This is a genomic window from Sphingobacterium sp. JUb56 (genome assembly GCF_014191365.1).
Classification (GTDB): domain Bacteria; phylum Bacteroidota; class Bacteroidia; order Sphingobacteriales; family Sphingobacteriaceae; genus Sphingobacterium; species Sphingobacterium anhuiense.
The window spans coordinates 170384-192058 of the sequence record NZ_JACHWL010000001.1 but is presented as its reverse complement, the minus strand read 5'-3'; the positions used below and the strand labels follow the sequence as shown (position 1 = coordinate 192058).

The following is a 21675-nucleotide window of genomic DNA, read 5'->3' as shown; positions in this document are numbered from 1 at the left end:
AATTATAGTGTTAGGTTAAATCCAAGCTGAAAGCTTCTGGGCTGAGGTGGAGTTCCGAATGATCCAAGTCCCTGTGCATTCGGATTTGAGGTAACATTAGATTCAGGATCTCCTGTATATTTTGTCCAAAGGAACAAATTCGAGCCTAGAAAATATATCCGAGCATTACTAATTCCAGCTTTACTCAAGAAAGATTTCGGCAGTGTATACCCTATCGACAATTGTTTAAGCCTTACAAAGGATGCGTCCTCTAAATAACGGCTATTCTGATCAATGGTATAGTTATTCCCTATCGATGTTAATCTGGGCACATCGGTAATATCACCATCTTTTTGCCAGCGGTTTAGCACATTTTCAAATACTCCCCCGCTAGTAGGATTACGTTCTCTAAAGTAGCGCTCCAGATTTAAAGTGTAGTTACCAAATTGATAAGACAGTGCTGCACTGAGATCAAAACTTTTATAGCTGAACGAATTATTTAAACCACCATAAAATTTAGGATATGCATTATGCATAATTTTGCGGGCACTTACTGGAACTGTTCCATCTTCCAGCTGACCATCAAATATGGCATTTCCGGTTTTAGGATCAACAGCTAACTGCTCATAGAGCCAGAATGAATTCAAAGATTGTCCTTCTTTTAAAATCACCCAATCACGTGTATACTGCGTAATTTGGGTTGGTAGTTTTTCTATTTTGTTTTTATTTCCTGAGATATTGAAACTACTTTTCCACGTAAAATTTTGATTTTGAATATTAACACTATTAATAGTCAACTCATAACCTTTGTTACTCACTTCGCCAACATTGGCCCAGTACTGGGAAAAACCAGAAGAAGTCTTGATCGGTTGTTGCAGTAAAATATTGGAAGTATATTTATCGTAAACATCCAGGGTAATAGATAACCTATTTTTAAATAACTCTGCATCAAAACCGACATTATACTGTGCGGTTGTCTCCCATTTCAAGTCATCATTACCAAGTTGCTGAGGCCCTATACCTGGTAAAGGTGAACCGATAACATCGGCATACGAACTACCTCCGGACCAAAGTCCTCGTGAAGCGAAATTGCTAATCCCTGACTGATTACCTGTAATTCCATAGGATGTTCTAATTTTCAGATCATTTAACCAGTTTACATCTTTCAAAAAGTCCTCTTGCTTCAGTCGCCAAGCAAGCGCAAAAGCTGGAAAATATCCCCAACGATTATTTTTTCCAAATTTGGAAGAAGCATCAGCTCTTAATGTCGCTTCTGCAAAATATTTATCGGAATACTGATATCCTGCTCTTCCGAAAAAAGAAGCAATAGAGTAAGCTGTCCAGTCCTGAGATGAAGTACGGGTAGAAGCTGAAGAAATTAATTTATAACTATTGTTGGCAAATCCATTACCTTCTGCGTACAAATAATTCAACGTATTATGCTGCAAGGTATTGCCTACTAAAGCCGTAATTTTGTGAACGCTATTGAATTGTTTTTGATAATTTAAGGTCTGCTCATTAATCCAAGTAGTATTTTCAGAAATTCCTGACGTTGCTTGTCCATTGTTAGCTTTTCCAATACTAGTATTGGTATTCCAGTACTGATTTTCATCATATTTGTTGTAATCAGCACTAAAACTGCTCCTGAATTTTAAACCGGGAAGTATATCTGCTTCAGCGAAAACACTTCCGATATAACGTAAACTTAACGTATTGACATCATAATTATCAACTAACACATAAGTATTATCAGATCCTGTAGCCACCCCCTCCTGATCGTGTGTCGCTGTATAGGTAGCCGAAGAAACTGCAGAATTCCACAAACTGACCTGCGGACCGTCACCTGTACGTGCTTGATTTCTTTTTGTTCTAGCAATATTACTTGTAATTCCGATCTTAATGCGTTCATTTAGCTGTTGATCAAAATTAAACTTAAAATTTGCTCGTGAGAAATCGATAACTTTAAAAAATGCTTCTTGATCTGTATACCCAGTGCCTATATAATATCGGGACTTATTCCCTCCACCTTGAATACCTAAACTATAATCTTGCACACGTCCATTTCTTAAAATAAAATCTAAACGATCATAGGTCTGCTGCTCATCCGGAAGGCCACGACCTCCTTCATTAACCGGTCGAAAAGGTCTATTAGAAAAGTTTTGATTTAATGATGGTTTATCAATACCCGAGTTAATCCACCATTCATTCGCTAATGCAGCGGTCTCTGGTCCAGATGCCAAATGTGGCAAAGTCGATTTGTCCGCTTGAACAAAACCATTGGAAAGGTTAAAATCAATTTTTGTTTTTGCACCATAACTTCCCTGCTTAGTCGTTACAATAACAACACCATTAGCTCCCCTAGATCCATAAATTGCTGTTGCTGAAGCGTCTTTTAATACTTCTATAGATTCAATATCTGCCGGATTTATATCGGCTAATGGAGATGTAGTACGACCTCCTAAATTTGCATTTTGTAAGCTTGTATTGTTTAGAAAGACACCATCAATAATATAGAGCGGATCACTACTTGAATTAATAGAAGTCGTACCTCTGACACGGACAAATATACCTTCTCCCGGAACTCCAGAATTGGCTACGACCTGTAATCCAGCTGCCTTCCCCTGTAACTGAGCATCAAAACTGGCTACAGGAATTTTATTGACTTCCCCTGCATTAATCTTTGTGATGGCACCAACTACATCTTGTTTTTTTGTTGTTCCATAACCGATAACGACAACCTCATCCAAATTAGAAGCTGTGGGCAATAATTTTATCATACTTTTGGGTGATGTGATTTCTACAGTTTGAGATTGATAACCGAGAAAAGAAACAATGACAGTAGCTGGTAATTTTTGTCCCGTAATAAATTGAAAATTTCCATGACTATCTGTTTGGACAGAATGTGTCACTCCTTGAAGCTTTACAGTCGCCCCCACTATTGGGCTTCCATTAACCTGGTCAACAACTTTCCCTTCAAAAGCCGCATTCACTATAGGAGTAGATTTACTTTGTGCATGGGAATAGGTTGGTTGCCCTAAATGCACAGTTAGGACAAAGAGTACCTGAAAAATCAGATACTTTTGATTTTTTTTCATATTCTTGTAGAAAATTAAGGTAAAAAAAGGTTTCTGACGACAACGCCAATTGGGAATCAGAACCTCATCTAATTTTTAAAATGGGGGAAGCTTGCTTCCCCTTTTTGTTAGTTTGTCGTTTTAACAACACATTCGAGAATCGTAATCCAGGTATTCGGAATGGAATAGGATGGTGAAAAAATTTAGGGAAGAAATTAAAACATCATCTTCATAATGTCCAAAAAGGTTTGAGTCATCAAGCGTAGAATAATATTTCATACTGCTGTTTTTTAGTTAGGTGATTGATCCTGACTGTCTCTAATCAGGGTTTATTGTGCTTATTCTTTAAAACACTTTGCAAATATAATTTTTTATTTCAATAAAAACTACCAATCCTATAGATTTTATTACGCGTATGGATAAAATAGATTTCACGCTACTAAAAGGGACACTAAAAAACTAAAGTATAGGCTTACTTAGCTTATTTTTATTCTCATACTAATGTTCCTGTTCCATTATACGTGAATGATTTTTTCCTCATATTTGCTACGGGCATAATCTGAAATTTCTATTGATCCTGCTAAAATCGAGAACTGGGTGCTATGATAGTCAAAAGATTAAAAAATAAATCGTTGTTCACAAATGAAAATATTTATCAATTTAAATAAACCCTCTTTAGTTGGCTGTTACAACGGTAATGTTTGTTTCGTAGTAACCTCATAATAAAAAAACATCTGAACATATGTTCAGATGTTTTAAAATTTAGGAATATGTATTTCAGTTTTAATTCTTAAAACGATCTATTACTCCACGTACCCTGGATTTTGTACAAGCAATGGATTTTTCCGAATTTCATCCCGTGATAGCGGAAGAAAATAAACTTGATTTTTCCAAACCCGGTTTTCTTTTGTATTGAATTCTTGCGGTGCGTAGGTATAATTATAAATTGACTCGTCATATTTATAAACATTTGCTAATGACTTACCTGGCTTGAAAGTAGCATCAATTTTAACAATAGTGACCTTTCGTCCTATGGTTTCATTAGCAATAAGCCATCTTCGGGCATCAAAAAAACGTTGCTGTTCATAAGCCATTTCTATACGTCTTTCTTGACGGTATATTGTCCTCAGCGTATTTTGATCTGTGGCAGTGATAGCTGGCATACCTGCTCTAAACCTAATTTTATTCAGCCAGGTTTTTGCTGTTTCTAATTCCCCTAGTTCAATACTTGCTTCCACATAATTAAAAACTGCTTCTGTATATCTAAAATAAGGCCAAGGTACAAACTGTCTTGCTTGAGCATCTACAATATTTGGATCTGGATCAATAAACTTTTGAATGTAATATCCTGTCCAAGTTCCGTTGTGTGCCTCTTTAGGTCCTTGTTTTGTATCCAATCCTGAAAATTTTGTCAGCTTACCGGCTAAAATTAGATCGTATGCACCTGTTTGTATCTGATTAGCTGGATCGATCGGATTATTTCTCGGTTTCCAATCAGCACCATCATATAATATGGATGCATAAAAACGAGGATCTCTGTTTTTATAAGGACTGGCTTTATGAATGGGATTGTTCCAGTCAAATTTTGTTCCGTCATTCATTTCATAATCATCCACCAAAAGACCTATAGGCTGATTTCCCCCCCAGTTATTATAACCATTGGGACCATTATCTCTAGCATGTGAAGAACTCTGCTCCGTGATAAAATAACGGGCATATATTATATCTGACGCTGCCGTGATATCCATATCTGGCGCTTTACTTCCCCCTCCCATGGCAATACTTTTATAATTTAATCTTCCTTGTGCTGGAGTAACAGGTGCTGTAAGATTTAACTTATATCCTGTTCCTGCATCTAACACCGCTTTTGCTGCTGCTTGTGCCAAACGGTAGCGATCTTGTTGTGATCCTGCAGCATATGCCAATAAGGGTAGTTTTTCAGATAGATCATTTAGATCTGTTACCTTAGAAGTAAGTTTAGCTCGATCATGTAAATCACTTGCTGCATAAATTAAAGTTCTTGATTTGAGCGCTAAAATAGTTAACGAATTAATCCTGCCTTTTTCAAGTTTACCATCCCCCAAACGCTTGTAAGCCTCATCACAGTCCTTTAAAATCTGATCTGTACAGGCTTCATAAGTTGCCCGTTCTTTTTGATAGATAATCGGGTCTTCAGAGTATGGATAACTATTAAGAATTAGAGGCACACCGCCATAATACCTTAACAATTGGTGATAACAATAAGCACGGATAAAGAAAGCTTGTGCCAATAATTCATTTTTTACTTTTATATCGCTAATGCCATTTTTGGTATCATCTCCCAGTCTTTCTATGGCAATATTACTGAATCTGATATAGGTGTACATACGCTCCCACCATCTTGATGTACCACCCCACCCTTCATTAGCACCGTTGATGGCTCCTGTATTCAACAAAAGAAAAGCATCGGTATGGTTCCATAATGATTCGTCAGTTGCAGAAGCCTGCATCTGTTCTGTGAAACCGGAATTACTTGCTTCAAATACGTTGTAAATATCACTAACAAACTTTTCAGCCAACACTGGATCTTGCCATACGGTGGCATCTGAAAAATCATTTCGAGGTGTTACATTTAGAAAATCTGTACTGCAGGCTGTCATAAATAATAGCATAACTGCTAGCATATAAAGAATTCTATTTTTGATCAATGTCTTCATTTTAATTATTTTATTATATATGATTTGATTAAAATATAGCCTTTACGCCAAAACTGATAATTTTCGATTGCGGATAGAATTGACCCGTACTATTATCAGATTCAGGATCCCAAATTTTGATTTTATCAAAGGTTAAAAGATTAATGCCATTGGTATAAAAACGAATGGAGCTCATCCCTATTCTACTGACCAAATTGTTGGAAAGACTATATCCCAACTCCACATTCTTTAATCTGATATAATTGGTGCTCCGTATCCAGTAGGTATTGTCGGTTGTTGTATAATAAGTATCCGAACGGTTGGTAAGTCGAGGATCAACATCACTCGGATTATCAATACTCCAACGGTTATCATAATTCCACTCCAGGTAGTTCCCTATTAATCCCGATTCTGTAGGGCCCATTCGTCGCATACCACCAGTAGCCCCCTGTACCAGTATACTGAAATCAAAACCTTTATAATCACCGCCTAATACAAGACCTCCTGTAAAAGTTGGGGTACCATTTTTGTCCAATCGCACACGATCGTCACTTGTAATTTTACCATCGCCATTATAATCGACATATTTCATATCACCAGGCAATAGCTTGCCATTTTTCAATCCTAAAGCTGTGTAATCTACAGTATTCGCATCAATAGCAGCCTGATCTTTGAAAATACCATCATATTGATACACCAGCCAAGAGTTTGTTACTCTTCCGATCTGTTGCTGATAAGGTAAGGTGTTGACAACATCGCTGGAGTACTGTACATTGTTTTTTGCATAACCACCATTAACGCCTACATTAAAGGAAAGATCACCAATTTTATCGGTATAAGTCAATTTAAACTCATACCCCTTATTGATCAAATTGCCAAGGTTGGCAATTGGCAGATTACCCGAAATACCCGAACTTATGGGTACTACTCCAGGATTCTTTGTCAAAACATTGGTCCGTTTATTATAAAAGAAGTCCAGTTCTAGCGCCAGTTTATGATTTAAAAAAGAAGCATCCAATCCAACATTGCTATTATTAGCTACTTCCCATGTGAAATTAGGGTTAGGGATGGTACTTTCGTATAATGTCTGATAGAGTTTATCATTAAATACTCCCTGCCCGGTATTCATCAGTGCTAAGTATTTGTATTCTTGAAAAGCATCACCATAATAAGCTTCTGCCCCCATTTGCCCCCAAGATGCTCTCAACTTTAGGTTATTAACAAACCTAACATTATCTTTGAAAAAACCTTCTTCGGATACACGCCATCCCGCTGAAACACCAGGGAAGAAACCAAATCTTTTATTAGGTGGAAAAACATAAGAACCGTCAACTCTCCAATTAAATTCAAAGAGATACTTTTCCTGAAAATTATAGTTGACCCTTCCATAATAACTTAAACGTGCACGATCGTAAGTATTCTCATTTCCCAAGGTCTGGCGTTCGCGATCACCAAAATTTAACTGTTCTATTAATGTCGAGGCGAAATCCTTACGATCTGCGTAAAAACCATTATTGGTAACAGTCTCACGAGTTAACCCTGCTATCGCGGAGATATTATGCCCTCCTGTTAATGTCTTTTCATAGGATAACAAAGCAGATAAATTGATTGCTAATTGATCTTCCGCCGCTTCACGAAGCTGAGCTTTAGGCTCTATACCTTTGGGTACATACCCTACCAGTGATGGCGTTACTCCATCGGCCTCAAAACTTACCTTATCCCAATCATATAGAGTCCACGGGGTTTCCCATCTTTTCGATCTTCCCCAATATTTATCAATTGAAGCTGTTCCAGTTAATTTAAGTCCCTCAACACCTGGTATTCTAAAATCAATGGCACCTGTGTTCTGCAAATAATCTCTTGTATTTCTGTCATAGCCCGTTGCACCAGTGGTTATTACAACCGGATTGGCACCATTTTCTAAATCTGGGCCAGGAAGACCATTGGGCCAGGTTGCAATTTCAGTTGGCAGACCGCGAATCAAAGATCTAAAGATCGTGCCCGCTCCGCGTGTAGGGAAATTACGGGATTCTTCACGACCTGTTATGCCAAGTCTAGCGGTAACATATTTGCCCAACTTAAATTCTAAGTTTGCGCGCAAATCGTACTGTTTATAATATGTTGCTGAATTTTTGTAGATCGCATCCTGATTTAAATAACCTAATGAAATCAGATATTTGGTAGTTTCGGTACCTCCATTGATCTGTAGATTATGTCGCTGCTGTGGCGACCAATCTTTTATCGTAGAAGCAAACCAGTCTGTATTTGGATAGCGTAAAGGATCTGAACCATCAGCATATTTTTGTCTCTCTTCTGGAGTAAATGCAGCTTCAATTATCCCCTTAGGAGAAGTATATTTTCCGTCACCTGTATTTATTGCTTTCCAAATTTCTCCCCACTTATCACTATCTTGGGGATAAACTGTCGTTACCTCGTTTATAATAGAAGTATACTGCTCAGAATTGGCCATTTTAGGTGTACGTGTCGGACGTTGTATACCATAGGTAAAATCGTAAGAAAACTGCGTTTTACCAACTTTACCCTGCTTCGTTGTAATGAGGATAACACCATTACCTGCACGGGAGCCATAGATGGCTGCTGACGCATCTTTCAGCACCGACACACTCTCTACATCATTAGGATTAATACGGTCAAAACCTCCAGCGCGCTGTGGAACTCCATCAATTACAATCAATGGGCTCGTATTTCCTCCAGGCAGGGAATTGATACCACGAACACGGATAGAAGAACCATCTCCACCAGGCTCGCCACTACTTTGCATAGCGGTTACTCCAGGCAATCTTCCTGCAAAAGAATTAGAAAGATTGACTGACGATGATTTAGCAAGATCTTCTCCCTTTACAGTAGCAATAGCGCCTGAAACTACAGTTTTCTTCTGAGAACCATATCCGACGACAACTACCTCATCCATCGCCATAATGGTCTGTTCTAGCTTAACCTGCAAAAACTCGTTTTTCCCAATTTGGATATCCTTATTTTTGTAACCTACCATGCTAAAATGGAGCAATGTCGCATCACCACTCACTGAAAGACTAAACGAACCCGACGCATCAGAGGATGTTTTATTATTTGTACCTACCTCACTTATAGTAACATTGGCCAAAGGTTGATCATTTTGATCCGAAACTTTTCCTTTGATCTGTTTTTGTAACATCTTGTCAACCACTGCAGGAGTATTTTGAACTTTTGCCGTGGTACTTTGACTCAACACAATATTATTATCAATCAATTTGTAGGTAATCTGATATTTTCCCAACAAATCATTAAGTACTAATTCAAGTGGGATATTTTGAAATTTCACATCTATTTTTCGAATGTGAGCAATCAAAGACTCTTTATATAAAATATTATAGCCGCTTTGCTTCTGTATATCCTTCAATAAAGTTTCCAGATTCACATTTTTCTTATTAAGATTGATCTTCTGACCGTAAGAATTAGCACTAACATGAAAACTTGTAGCAAATAGTAGCGGGATCGCAATCGACAACTTCATAGCCAATGGTTTAAGAGAGGAAATCTGTTTAAACTCCATAGGGATTCCCCACCGATTTTTTTTGTATTTTTGCATTCGGTTGATTTAATTTAATTTTTGTAATAAGTTGATTTGTCAGCTGTCTTATAAAAGACAAAAACTTCAGGGGCGGTCGCAACGCTCCTGAAATTTTTTTTAAAAGTTTGTATCGTTATTTTTCCATATATACTTTCCTCCCTTCAATTTTGAAATGTATACCCCTTTCCAATTCTTTTGTATTATTAATGTTCGACTTATACATTCGTCCCTTCAATAGCGATATGTATAGTTCCGATTGGTTATTTTATTGCTTTAATTTTTGACATATACCTTTCTTCCTTCAATTTCAAAATGTATACCTCCTACCAATTCGATGGTTTTTAACAGTTTTCGAAAATCTTCGTATCTAGATATTGTGCCTGAAAATTCAAAATTTTCAATTTTAGTATTATAAATGACATCCACATCATACCACCGACTGATGATCCCCATTACATCTTGAATGGAGGTTTTGCTAAAAGCAAATTTCCCATCTTTCCAGGCTGTAAAATAATAGGGATCAACGGTATTTTTAATCACTTTATTTGCTTTGGTATAAAAAATAGACTGTTCCGCTGGTGCTAGATATTGATCATCAAGACGACTGTCCTCAAAATTTAGTTTTACTTTACCTTCAACTAAGGTTGTTACAATGTCCTGTCCATAATTTTGAAGGTTAAATTCTGTCCCAAGCACTTCAAGCGCCTGACCACCAGTATGAATAACAAAAGGGATTCGCCGACCATCTTCCTGCTGCGCCATTACATCAAAATATGCTTCTCCCTGCAGATAAATTTCCCGCTTTATTTTATCAAACACAATGGGATACCTAAGGGTGGTCATTGCATTTAACCATACTCTGGTTCCATCTGGTAATTTCAGATTATACTCACCACCACGGGGAGTAACAATTGTATTGTAGGCAATTTTTTTTTCATTATGATCACCCTTTTTCATGCGATATGAAATTGAACCGTCCGCCAATTTTAGGATTTCGAATGCACCATTATCAATAACCGTATCACCTGTAATTTTATCAAGGTCAATAACCTGACCGTTTTCTAGAATAATTTGAGCTCTTTCTTTTCCAGGAACAACCCAGTCTTTAGTATTACTCACCAGAGTCGGGTTGCTTTTACGATTGATATTCCAAATTAAAAAACTGCCCACAGTTGTGCACAGGATTAAGGATGCGATAGCAATTTTGAAAACTTTTGTGGAAATGAGTTTTTTACGCAGAGGTACTGTCGTTAAATATTCCCTGATTCGGGAATCGAATTTGATTTTATCAAATAATTGATCATCGTCCGGTTCTGAGGATGAAGCACGATCTAATTCATCATCATCGATCAACTGCTCCCATGCTTCTAAGAACTCAGGATCTTCTAAATACTGGGCAAAATGGGCTTTCGAATCCTCGCGGACAGACTTCGTATAAAACTGGCGAATCAAATTTTTATATGCTTCTACTTTGGACATCTTTTATTTCCCTTGCTCTATTATACTAATCGCACTAGGTCGAAAGGATGTACTAGTCAGAAAATAATTTTTATAAAAAAAAGTAGGTAAAGAATCTTATCCAATTTTAATCGTACAAAATTACAAGCTGTAGCTAGATGATTTCGTACGGTATGTTTTGATACACCAATTTCAGCAGCGATTTCCTTATAACTAAGTTCATCAAGTTTATTCATACGAAAAATTTTCTGCTGCTGCGTTGGAAGGTCTTTAATAATAGATTCTAGAATATCGGATAGATCCTTAGTTTCAATGTGGGTTTCCAGGCAGTCATATGCTTCATTAAATTGCGATTGATTTTTTAGCATATATTGTTCCCTTACCACTGCTTTCCTGAAGTAAGATATGGACATCCGCTTTCCAACTATATACAAAAAAGGAAAAATCGATTGAATATCTGGAATCTGCTGTCTTTTTAAGAATAATTGTACAAACACTTCCTGCAATACTTCTTCCACCTCGACATTGGAAGAACAAAATTGGTTAAATTTCCGAAACAGGAAAGGCTTATAAAACACAAATATCTTATGAAATACAGCTTCATCACCCAATTGGAAGCGATTAAACTCTTCTATATTGCAAGGCATTCCCTTCAAGTTCATTGTAGTATTGTGCTTAGGTTTTTCTTAAAAAAGAAATATAATTGAAGATAAATCTATAGAAATATTACAGTATATCAAAATGAAATTATCAAGAAGCCATATGCATTTTGAGAATCGTTGACTTTTTATCGGGTCTACAGTTAACGTCAGCTTCTTGTTCAGTATATCTTTTTGCATGGGAAAATATGTTGTTATTCTCTTTAATTATAGAACAGCAATGATGGCAAATCTGAATATACAACAACAATTATTTGCCCTGGTCACATAAATGTTGTAATTTTAGTTAGCTAGAGCGAAAGCTTATCACTCAAAAAAAAACAGGAATACATTTTGTCCCATATAACACCGGAATTAAAACCTAAAGGCGCATTATTATGAAAAAACTAACCTTACTTATATTCCTACTATCAATCACTTCATTTGTTTTTGGACAGGAATTTACAGAAAACACCACACAAATCGTTACTAAATCGGGGATTGGCTTAGGTTCGGTGATAGCAGTTGTTACTTCTTGGGATCGAAACAAATCGATACTCTGGGCCATATTCCATGGTATCTGTAGCTGGTTCTATGTTATATATTTTGCGATCACGCGATAGTAAACGAACATTTTCTACGCTATGAACTTATCATTGATCAATATCGGAACAACAGAAATGCTTTATCTTCTTGTTCCCATTCTTTTGGTCGTGTACACGATTTATCACATCATCACCAATGATAATATACCCGGTGACAAGAGGATACTGTGGATAGTAGCTGTTTTACTATTCAATGTAATTGGATGCATTTTCTATTGGTGGTTTGGAAAAGATAAATCAAATAATATATAAAGAAGATCAGTGCAATCAAAGAGATGAAATGAGTAAGTTTTAGGAAAATCGCTGTTAAACTAAGTGAAAAACAACGCAGTTAATCAGATTCTAAAAAATCTATGTACCGCATTTCCAGAAGAAAGCTAGTTTCTATAGAAGCCTCAAACGAAGTTGGAATATGGCAAGAATACGAGTTAAAATTCAAAACCAGAACTGATCTTACGGTAAGCACTATAGACAAAAAACATACGATTACATGATAAATCACTTCCCGGAACACCTGATATCGTCATAAAAAAAATGTAAACTGGCTATTTTTGTCGATGGTGAATTTTGGCACGGCTTTGACTGGAAAAGAACCGAAACCGTATTAAATCTAACCGTTTATTCTGGATACCGAAAATCGAACGTAATATGCAAAAAGACGTACGCACTAACCTTGCTCTGCGTGAACTAGAATATACGGTATTCCGGTTCTGGACTCAGGATATCATTAAAAAACTCCCAATTGTAATCAATCAGATTGAATTGTTTATAGAATCCCGAACGTGTTGGAAGTAAATTGACTAAATCTACCTCCTTGCCAGTACAAGAAGTGGATATTCATTTCTTGTCCAAAGTACTGGAGAATTAACTATCGAGGCTTGTTTGAAGCTGGTTGATCAGTTACAAATAAAATATTTATTCCCTCTTCAATAACTAAGATTTGCTGGTCTCAGTAATTATCGCTAAATTAATTAAGTAATATAAGAAAATGAGTAGCAAAATTATAGGTACTGGACATTATACTCCATCCCACATCGTTAAAAATACATTTTTTCAAGATTCCACATTTTTTGATGAAAATGAACAGCCTCTAAAACAGTCCAATGAGATAATCACACAAAAACTAAAAGAGATTACTGGAATCGAAGAAAGACGATATGCAATGGATGATCAAGTGGCATCCGATCTAGGATTTCAGGCTGCACAAAAGGCGATAACAAATGCGCAGATCGACCCTGAAACTTTGGATTATATCATCTTTGCCCATAATTTCGGCGATGTTAAGCACGGCTCTATCCAATCTGATATGGTACCAAGCCTTGCTTCACGTGTAAAACATCTTTTAAAAATTAAAAATAACTTCTGCGTAGCTTATGATCTGCTTTTTGGTTGTCCAGGATGGGTGGAAGGTGTTATTCAGGCAAACGCCTTTATCAAAGCAGGGCTTGCTAAAAAGTGCCTGATCATAGGTGCTGAAACGCTTTCCCGCGTCATAGATCCTCATGATAGAGATAGTATGATCTATGCGGACGGTGCGGGAGCAGTGATAATGGAATGTAGCGATGATGATTCTGGGCTTAAATCCCATATTTCGGCTTCTTTTACACTCAATGAGATTGATTATTTATATTTTGGCCCCTCCTATTTTAATCAAGATTCTGACACAAAATACTTGAAAATGAAAGGCCGAAAAATATATGAGTTCGCATTGACTAATGTTTCAAAAGCGATGAAAAAATGCTTTGACGAGAGTGGATATGACATAAAAGATCTTGCTAAGATCATCATACACCAAGCTAATGAAAAAATGGATGAAGCTATTGTACATAGATTCTACCAACTGTACAATACACCACAACCACCCGACATTATGCCTATGATCATTCAGAAATTGGGCAATAATAGCGTTGCAACCATACCAACTTTATTAGCGATGATACTTCAAGGGGAATTGCCTCAACACAAGATCAACAAAGGAGACATCACCCTATTTGCTTCCGTAGGTGCTGGTATGAATATCAACGCATTTGTTTATAAATTTTAAAACTTTTACCGAAACACAAATAAAATTATGAAGATTAATTTCAAATAACTTTCAGAACAAATCGAACTGAATCTAACATTACAATAGCAAACAAGATTCAGATCTAAACAGACGATAAGAGATTGAAAACCGCTCCTAATCTTAAATTATAACACTTATTTTTAGATACTATTTTCTATACAAATCCATACGTTACACATGTCCGATCGTGAAATTCTTAGAAATCATATAGAACAAACTGTCCAGCTTAGTGATGAACAGTTTGATTACTTTTTCTCATTTTTAAAACCTGTATCCTTTAAAAGAAAACAATCTGTTATAAATATAGGGGATCGTGTAGTATGTGAATATTTTGTTCTCAATGGTTGCCTAAAAACTTTTTTTGTCAACGATGAACAAAAGATGCATATTCTACAGTTTGCAACAAAAACCTGGTGGGCATCTGATTATGATGCACTTCATAATAATAAAAAGGCGACTGTCAATCTAGACTGTGTTATCGATACCAATGCTCTTTGCCTATTTAGTGAAGACCGGGAAAAAGTCTGCAAAGAAATTCACGAGATAGAAACATTTCTAAGATGGCGTTCAAATAAAGGATATATAGGTTTACAAAAAAGAATTCTCTCTTTGCTTAACAATGACGCTAGAAGCCGTTATGAGCAACTCATGCAACAATATCCCGATCTTTATAACCTGGTACCAAAGCATTTAATTGCGGCATATCTCGGAGTTTCGCGCGAAACATTAAGCAGACTTTATCAGGTCAAATAATCTGACATATGTCACCAAAACAAACTTTCTTTAAAATGTGATGTATATCACATAAAGGTCTAATGATTTATGCCCTATTTTGTGATATCATTTTAAACATTTAAAATTTTCAAAGATGGAAAAAAAGAATTTAAAAGTATTGGTTGTACTGACATCGCATGACCAACTTGGAGATACAGGTAATAAAACAGGTTTTTGGGTTGAAGAATTTGCCGCTCCCTATTATGTTTTGGCCGATGCAGGTGTAAATGTAACAATTGCTTCTCCTAAAGGCGGACAACCACCAATAGACCCCAAAAGTGCGCTACCAGAATTTCAAACAGCTGCAACAAAACGATTTGATGAAGATAAAGAACTGAAAATTAAACTAGCAAACAGCATTCCATTAAAGGAAATAAGTGAGCAAGATTATGATGCCATTTTTTATCCGGGAGGACACGGTCCTCTTTGGGATCTAACAAATGATAAAACGTCTATCGCACTTATTGAAGCATTCTGGAGAAACAATAAACCAGTTGCCGCAGTATGTCATGCTCCTGGAGTACTGCGCTTCGTAAAAGATACAAACGGTTCTTCATTAGTTAAAGGAAAAAAAGTTACAGGATTTTCGAACTCTGAAGAAGAAGCTGTGCAATTGACCAATGTTGTTCCCTTTTTAGTAGAAGATGAACTGGTAAAACTTGGAGGGATATACAGTAAAGGAGAGGACTGGAACAGCTATGTTTTAAAAGATGGTAACCTAATTACTGGACAGAACCCAGGTTCTTCAGAAGAAACAGCGAAAGAATTACTCGCGCTATTAGCGAATTAAAAGTCTTCATAAGAATAATTACAATCAAGGTATACGGACTGGATCTTACTACATCAGTTCGTATACCTTGGTTACCTTAAGTATCTTGGCTTTATCTATGAAATATCTGATGTAAAACATTTAATAGATAAGATTCATGACAAAACTTGCACACGATCACTTCTAATAAGTGACATGTCAATAAATTTACAATGTAAAAGGATTTACAAGTCTAAACGCATTTTCAATAAATGGGGTTTAAATCCCGCTTTTAGATAGGCATTTTTAGCGATTACATTTTCATCATAAACATCCAATTGAACTTCCGTTAAGCCACGGCTTTTAGCCCATTCCATAAGTTTTTGTAAAATTACACCGTTAATACCCTGACCTCTAAATGTGGGATTCACATACATAAAACCCAAATACGCGTATTCCTTATGTTTTTGAAACGGTTTCGCCTCCAAAATTTTACCATAGCCTGAACCTACAATTTCATTATTAACAACAGCCACCAATAACGCTGCTCGCTCACTTCGAATGAGATCCATTAAATCATAGTAGTGAATCTCCCCTTCTTTTAAACTGTCATCAAAGGGTCTTTCAGCATCTACTATTCCTTTTTCAAAATTTAATAATATCTCAATATCAGATTCAATCGCATTCCGTATTTCTACCATCATTTAATTAACTAATTTAATCTATGTACAACTAATTTTTACATTTCAAGATACATAAAAATGATCCAAAGTCACATTAAATTTAAGGTTCGATTATTCTTCATTTTTCATTACTTTGTAAAATAGATTAGGAGATAACCATTTTATACCTACTAACCTTACTTTATGAATATAAATATTGATGATTTTTTTGAGCCCGTACATTTTAAAGATACTCTGAATGAGCTGGATTATAATATAACCAAACCTATCGTAGATTTTGCGAGATCACTCAGTCAATTAACTTATCAAAGTGTGTATTTGATTGATTATTATAAAAAGGGATTTCTTTTTGTGTCCGACAATCCAATATTTCTTTGTGGTCGTACAGCTGATGAAGTTTTGAAAAATGGTTATCAGCATTATCTTAATAATGTACCTGAAGAAGATCTTCTACTATTAAAAAAAATTAATGATAGTGGCTTTGATTTCCTCAAAAATCTATCGGAAGAAGATCGGATGCAACATTCCATTTCATATGACTTCCATCTTAAGCAACCAATAGGAAAACCAATTCTGATCAATCACAAGCTAAAGCCTCTCCTACTAGACAACTCCTCAAACCTTTGGATAGCACTTTGTTTGGTGTCCATATCGTCTCATGCTAAAGCGGGAAATATTAGAATAAAGAATGAATTTGACAAATCTTATTTCGAATATGATCTGATCAATAATATTTGGTCAGAAAAACCTGCAATTTTATTAAAAAAAAGAGAAAAAGATATTCTAAGATACTCTGCCCAAGGATTAACAATGGAGCAAATAGCTGAAATGCTTTTTGTTTCTATCGATACTATTAAATTCTACAAAAAGCAAATATTCTCCAAGTTAAAAGTAAAAAGTATTACAGAAGCTACAGCCATAGCAATTGAACTGTCACTTTTCTAATTCATAGTAAGATGCACTTATGCTCATCAATTATAAAAATTAACAATCAATTTCGCAATATCATTCAATAGCTTCTGTATATTCAATTTGATTGCAAAATGAGTATTGATTTTATTCCTACACAAAAGTGTAGATTTAATAGGAACGATGCGTACTAACGATTAAACTTAATACATTTGACTCATGGATAATGACAAACTGTTTCATCCATATACATTTCAATATTTATATCAAAAATGGAAGTTGCTACCGCTCTAACCATTTGTAAATAAATACTAGCCAAATTATTAAATGAAGAGAGATGAATTGTAAAAGTTGCAACAACGAAGTATATCAGAATTACTGTCCAAACTGCGGACAACCTTCAAAACTAAAGAGAATAGATGGGCATTATATTGCACACGAGATCGAACATGTATTACATTTTGAAAGAGGTATCCTATATACCATCAAGGAATTAATAACTAGCCCTGGGGACAATGTGAGACGTTATATTTCAGAAAATAGAGCTCGACTTGTAAAACCTATTATTTTTATCATCATCACTTCCCTTCTATATACAATTGTTAACGGATTTTTCCATATTGAGGAAGGTTATGTAAAATATGACGGAATCTCAACAACAACCACAGGCAGAATTTTCAGCTGGGTACAAAGTCACTATGGCTATGCCAACATCATACTGGGAGTATTTACTGCTTTTTGGGTTAAAATATTTTTCAAAAAATATGACTATAATTTTTTTGAAATTTTAATATTACTATGCTTTGTTACAGGTATAGAGATGCTTATATATGCATTTTTTGCTTGCTTATATGGTTTGATACAAATTGACTTAATGCAATTTGGAGGCATGATTGGTATTGCCTATTGTAGTTGGGCTATTGGTCATTTCTTTGACAAAAAGAAGACCATAAACTATTTAAAAGCATTCGCCGCATTCGTGTTAGGAATATTAACTTCTGTAACAATTGCATTAACAATAGGAACAATAATCGACTTACTTATAAAACATTAAAAATATGGAAAATAGAAAACCAATATCATTTGTATTTAGCATTATCGCTATTATACTCGGAGTGACCTTGTTTAAGCAGTTCGACTTTGAAAATTTTACATTTGAAAAACCCGCATTAGCAGCTGTCTATTTTACCGTCTTTGCATTCTCAATATACATCCTTGTAAAAAAACCTAAAAAGCAATCTGAAAAATAAAGTAAGGAAAATCCTATAGACGAGGTATAAAGGCCTGGTTGTTTCAATGAAATAACATCCTATCTCAATATGTTGATTTCATATTAAATCTCATACTATACACATTCTTTTTCCCTCATATAAGCAGGGAAAAAGAATAAATATTCTTATCCGCATGCTATTACTGCACCTTACCGGAATCTTTTTTCTGAATAGCCTTTCTCCAGAGGGTTAAGGATCTGCAATTTATTTCTTAAACTGTAGAACAAATATACGACCAATTAGCCACGCAAGACTGACTCCTTTAAGCACTACTTATACATAAAAAGAAGTAAACACCCGTTCAAGATATCAATTTTTCACACCCGTTCATTATTCCTTTACTAAAAATCCATAACAGCAGTGAATATCTAAGCAAGTGTGAATCTGTACATAAGACGCATTCATAAATTCGGTAATCCATTCTGTGCGAGCACCACAAAGCGGACAGCAAGCTGGTTTCTTATCCATAATCAAACTATAAAGTATACTAATATTAATAGCACTAATATAACTATAATTTATTATATCTAAAAATATTAGTATATTATTTTTGGATACTAGAATTCTCCACTATATTAGAAGCAACATCACACCTCTTGAGGTCGATATACTTACTTTTAATAAGCAAATCATTATTATAACGGATAGACAAAATCAAGGGTAAAATATTTAAGCTTCATCATTGTATAATTGAATTACTTTATAACCTATCATCCTTCGATCAAGATTTGGATTTACGCATACACTCCAAGAAATTAAATTCAACCTTAATTGAATAATTAGTGCCAAAATTTTAACATAGACCCTATCATAACTTCTGTACAAATTTAGTTGCTTAATTTTCCAGATGGTAACAGTAAATCATCAGCACAATGAGATAATTTTGGTTATTTACTGTCTTCAAGTGACAACAAAAAAGAACAAATAGCATAGGACAACATGTCCGAAATGTTAAAAAACCTTAAATATCTAATTATCTAACAGACATTTAACAAGTATACCAAAGCATCAAAAAACAACGATAACCCCACTATAAATCAGTTGTTTATGACACCAATAATTATATCAAGTTTGTTACAATTGGCAATTAACATATTTTTTAAATGGTTATTAGGGCATGTGTTTTGTAAATAGTCAATCGTAATATTCTTATTACAAAAGATAGTTTATCATTTGATAGCAAAATCAAATGCATTAGCACACACTCATAATAAAGAAGAATATGAATTACATGGAAGAAGTTCTCACTCCCTCATCGGAGGTTAAGATGCAAGTCAAGCCAGCAGTATTTAATTCAAAAGAGCTGGAATCAAAACAACAAAAAAATAATTTGTTACGTAAAACAATGCAATATGGTCTCAAAGAATATAGCATTTGGGGCTTTACATTTTTGATCTTACTAACATCGGTTTTCGGTCTATACATGCTTCAAACAGAATTTGAAGCATTAAGATTTGAACGATTAAATAGTATAGGTGGAACATTGCTTGTTGGATTTGGTATTTTTTTACTTTTATCGAGCGTAAGCTTTTTAGTTTATCTAATTGTTTTACATATGAAGTATAAACCGATAGCTTCGGTTTCAAATGAGGAGTTGCCTTCATGTACCATTATAGTACCCGCATATAATGAAGGTCATCTGGTATATGATACCTTACACAGTCTCGCTAATAGTGATTACCCAGAAAAAAAACTTCAGATTATTGCTATTGATGATGGAAGTAAAGATGATACGTTTACCTGGATACAGCGTGCCAAAGCAGAATTAGGTGACCGTGTGGAAATCTATAAGCAACCTAAAAATATGGGTAAACGACATGCATTATATCGTGGATTCAAATTAGGAAAAGGCGATGTATTTATTACAGTTGATAGTGATTCTATTGTAAAAAAAGACACTTTGCGTAATATGGTTTCTCCTTTTGTAAAAAATGAGAATTGTGGAGCAGTTGCAGGAAATGTACGTGTTTTAAACAATAAGAAAGCAATTATTCCACGTATGCTCAGTGTTAGTTTTATATTTAGTTTTGAATTTGTACGCTCTGCACAAAGTGTATTAGGTTCAGTAATGTGTACACCTGGAGCTCTATCTGCATACAGAAAAGAATCGGTAATGAATTGTCTTGAAGATTGGATTAACCAGACCTTTATGGATCAACCATCAGATATTGGTGAAGATCGTGCTATGACAAATATGATTCTAAAACAAGGATATCACGTACTATTTCAGTCCAATGCTTATGTGTATACTGATACTCCTGTACGATACAAAAATCTATATAAAATGTATATCCGTTGGGAAAGAAGTAATGTACGCGAAAACATCATGATGAGCCGTTTTGCTTTTACCAACTTCCGAGAAGGTAAAAAATTGGGTACGCGTATCTTATTGCTTATGCAGTGGAAAAAAGTCTTACTTTCTTATCCTTTGCTTCTATTAATGCTATGGACAATATTTCACTATCCACTAATGTTTCTGAGCGCTACTTTTGTTGGTATATTAATTTTTTCAAGTGTACAAGCTTTCTTTTTTGCTTCAAAAAGTGATAATAAGAAGGAAGCAATCTGGGCATATACATATAGTATTTTTTACGCACTTTCACTATTCTGGATCACACCTTATGCAATTGCAACTGCGGGAAGAAGTGGTTGGTTAACCAGAGGATAATTTAACGTATAATACTTCCATGTATTAGTTACAATAAATATAAATGCACTTAATGGGCAAGACTAAGTAAATTTCACTTAGTTCTTGCCCATTAATCATTACAAGATGCATTAGATTATTATTTCTTCTAGACTTCATTGATAATGCGAATACTTTAGACTTCAATCATCTCAATTTTCGTAAAATATATAAATTCGGCTACTTGCAGTTGTTCTGAATAAATTAGATAAAGAATTGTTTAAACAATTGATTGCAATACATTGAAATCAATATTCTGTCGAATATAGGGGTTTCTATGTGTTAGGACAGGAAATTAATCATTCCTATATAGTAAGTATGGTGATCAGCTTAGCCTTTATAATTCAACTTGATCTCTTAAAAAAAATTATTTATATAAGCCAAAAAGCATAAAAATAATTTTATAGTGCTATACCTAGATAGACTACATGTTCAGATCATTTAATTAATTTCAAAAATAAAAAACAAGTAATTGCAGAAGTAAGAATCAAAAAAAAATCTCATTTTTAAAACATTCAATAACTATTAAAGTATGTTCT

15 protein-coding genes are annotated in these 21675 nt (G+C 35.0%); 9 read left to right on the top strand and 6 right to left on the bottom strand.

Annotation, left to right across the window (positions count from 1 at the left end; all coding sequences use genetic code 11):
• Positions 1-2: 2 nt before the first annotated feature.
• The 5 genes from FHR29_RS00745 to FHR29_RS00725 form a co-directional block, all read right to left on the bottom strand.
• The gene (locus FHR29_RS00745; protein ID WP_183911823.1) at positions 3-3074 is read right to left on the bottom strand and encodes a TonB-dependent receptor; all 3072 of its coding nucleotides are present in this window, start codon (positions 3072-3074) and stop codon (positions 3-5) included.
• 782 nt (positions 3075-3856) lie between these two features.
• Complete coding sequence (locus tag FHR29_RS00740) at positions 3857-5749, bottom strand: RagB/SusD family nutrient uptake outer membrane protein (protein ID WP_183911822.1); 1893 nt, start codon at positions 5747-5749, stop codon at positions 3857-3859.
• Positions 5750-5777: 28 nt separating this feature from the next.
• Positions 5778-9317, bottom strand: coding sequence for a TonB-dependent receptor (locus FHR29_RS00735; RefSeq protein ID WP_260291359.1), 3540 nt, complete (start codon positions 9315-9317; stop codon positions 5778-5780).
• A 255-nt stretch (positions 9318-9572) separates the two neighbouring features.
• Complete coding sequence (locus FHR29_RS00730) at positions 9573-10778, bottom strand: FecR family protein (protein WP_183911821.1); 1206 nt, start codon at positions 10776-10778, stop codon at positions 9573-9575.
• A gap of 56 nt (positions 10779-10834) precedes the next feature.
• Positions 10835-11419, bottom strand: coding sequence for an RNA polymerase sigma factor (locus tag FHR29_RS00725; protein WP_132770362.1), 585 nt, complete (start codon positions 11417-11419; stop codon positions 10835-10837).
• A gap of 374 nt (positions 11420-11793) precedes the next feature.
• Between FHR29_RS00725 and FHR29_RS00720 the strand changes: the two genes are divergently transcribed.
• The 5 genes from FHR29_RS00720 to FHR29_RS00695 all read left to right on the top strand — a co-directional run bounded on the left by FHR29_RS00720 (position 11794) and on the right by FHR29_RS00695 (position 15629).
• On the top strand, positions 11794-12018 hold the full coding sequence (locus tag FHR29_RS00720; RefSeq protein WP_183911820.1) for a hypothetical protein: 225 nt from the start codon (positions 11794-11796) through the stop codon (positions 12016-12018).
• Between the two features lie 21 nt (positions 12019-12039).
• Positions 12040-12252 (top strand): PLDc N-terminal domain-containing protein, encoded by a 213-nt coding sequence (locus FHR29_RS00715; protein ID WP_183911819.1) that lies wholly within the window; start codon positions 12040-12042, stop codon positions 12250-12252.
• 736 nt (positions 12253-12988) lie between these two features.
• Positions 12989-14044 (top strand): 3-oxoacyl-ACP synthase III family protein, encoded by a 1056-nt coding sequence (locus FHR29_RS00705; protein ID WP_132841875.1) that lies wholly within the window; start codon positions 12989-12991, stop codon positions 14042-14044.
• Positions 14045-14242: 198 nt separating this feature from the next.
• Complete coding sequence (locus FHR29_RS00700; protein ID WP_183911818.1) at positions 14243-14818, top strand: Crp/Fnr family transcriptional regulator; 576 nt, start codon at positions 14243-14245, stop codon at positions 14816-14818.
• 115 nt (positions 14819-14933) lie between these two features.
• Positions 14934-15629, top strand: a complete 696-nt coding sequence (locus FHR29_RS00695) for a type 1 glutamine amidotransferase domain-containing protein (protein WP_183911817.1) — start codon at positions 14934-14936, stop codon at positions 15627-15629.
• Positions 15630-15832: 203 nt separating this feature from the next.
• On the opposite strand, the gene FHR29_RS00690 is transcribed toward FHR29_RS00695, so the two are convergent.
• The gene (locus tag FHR29_RS00690) at positions 15833-16291 is read right to left on the bottom strand and encodes a GNAT family N-acetyltransferase (RefSeq protein WP_221197771.1); all 459 of its coding nucleotides are present in this window, start codon (positions 16289-16291) and stop codon (positions 15833-15835) included.
• 162 nt (positions 16292-16453) lie between these two features.
• Here FHR29_RS00690 and FHR29_RS00685 point away from each other — a divergent pair, with 162 nt between their 5' ends.
• The 4 genes from FHR29_RS00685 (at position 16454) to FHR29_RS00670 (ending at position 21118) form a co-directional block, all read left to right on the top strand.
• Positions 16454-17215, top strand: a complete 762-nt coding sequence (locus FHR29_RS00685; RefSeq protein ID WP_183911816.1) for a response regulator transcription factor — start codon at positions 16454-16456, stop codon at positions 17213-17215.
• Between the two features lie 301 nt (positions 17216-17516).
• Positions 17517-18233 (top strand): DUF3667 domain-containing protein, encoded by a 717-nt coding sequence (locus FHR29_RS00680; protein WP_183911815.1) that lies wholly within the window; start codon positions 17517-17519, stop codon positions 18231-18233.
• A gap of 4 nt (positions 18234-18237) precedes the next feature.
• The gene (locus FHR29_RS00675; RefSeq protein ID WP_132841866.1) at positions 18238-18429 is read left to right on the top strand and encodes a hypothetical protein; all 192 of its coding nucleotides are present in this window, start codon (positions 18238-18240) and stop codon (positions 18427-18429) included.
• Between the two features lie 1252 nt (positions 18430-19681).
• Entirely contained in the window at positions 19682-21118 is a 1437-nt protein-coding gene (locus FHR29_RS00670) for a glycosyltransferase (protein WP_221197770.1), read from the top strand.
• Positions 21119-21675 lie beyond the last annotated feature (557 nt).

Coding starts and splice junctions, on each gene's coding strand:
- FHR29_RS00745 (WP_183911823.1), bottom strand. CDS start 3,074: ATGAAAAAAAATCAAAAGTATCTGATTTTTCAGGTACTCTTTGTCCTA.
- FHR29_RS00740 (WP_183911822.1), bottom strand. CDS start 5,749: ATGAAGACATTGATCAAAAATAGAATTCTTTATATGCTAGCAGTTATG.
- FHR29_RS00735 (WP_260291359.1), bottom strand. CDS start 9,317: ATGCAAAAATACAAAAAAAATCGGTGGGGAATCCCTATGGAGTTTAAA.
- FHR29_RS00730 (WP_183911821.1), bottom strand. CDS start 10,778: ATGTCCAAAGTAGAAGCATATAAAAATTTGATTCGCCAGTTTTATACG.
- FHR29_RS00725 (WP_132770362.1), bottom strand. CDS start 11,419: ATGAACTTGAAGGGAATGCCTTGCAATATAGAAGAGTTTAATCGCTTC.
- FHR29_RS00720 (WP_183911820.1), top strand. CDS start 11,794: ATGAAAAAACTAACCTTACTTATATTCCTACTATCAATCACTTCATTT.
- FHR29_RS00715 (WP_183911819.1), top strand. CDS start 12,040: ATGAACTTATCATTGATCAATATCGGAACAACAGAAATGCTTTATCTT.
- FHR29_RS00705 (WP_132841875.1), top strand. CDS start 12,989: ATGAGTAGCAAAATTATAGGTACTGGACATTATACTCCATCCCACATC.
- FHR29_RS00700 (WP_183911818.1), top strand. CDS start 14,243: ATGTCCGATCGTGAAATTCTTAGAAATCATATAGAACAAACTGTCCAG.
- FHR29_RS00695 (WP_183911817.1), top strand. CDS start 14,934: ATGGAAAAAAAGAATTTAAAAGTATTGGTTGTACTGACATCGCATGAC.
- FHR29_RS00690 (WP_221197771.1), bottom strand. CDS start 16,291: ATGATGGTAGAAATACGGAATGCGATTGAATCTGATATTGAGATATTA.
- FHR29_RS00685 (WP_183911816.1), top strand. CDS start 16,454: ATGAATATAAATATTGATGATTTTTTTGAGCCCGTACATTTTAAAGAT.
- FHR29_RS00680 (WP_183911815.1), top strand. CDS start 17,517: ATGAATTGTAAAAGTTGCAACAACGAAGTATATCAGAATTACTGTCCA.
- FHR29_RS00675 (WP_132841866.1), top strand. CDS start 18,238: ATGGAAAATAGAAAACCAATATCATTTGTATTTAGCATTATCGCTATT.
- FHR29_RS00670 (WP_221197770.1), top strand. CDS start 19,682: ATGGAAGAAGTTCTCACTCCCTCATCGGAGGTTAAGATGCAAGTCAAG.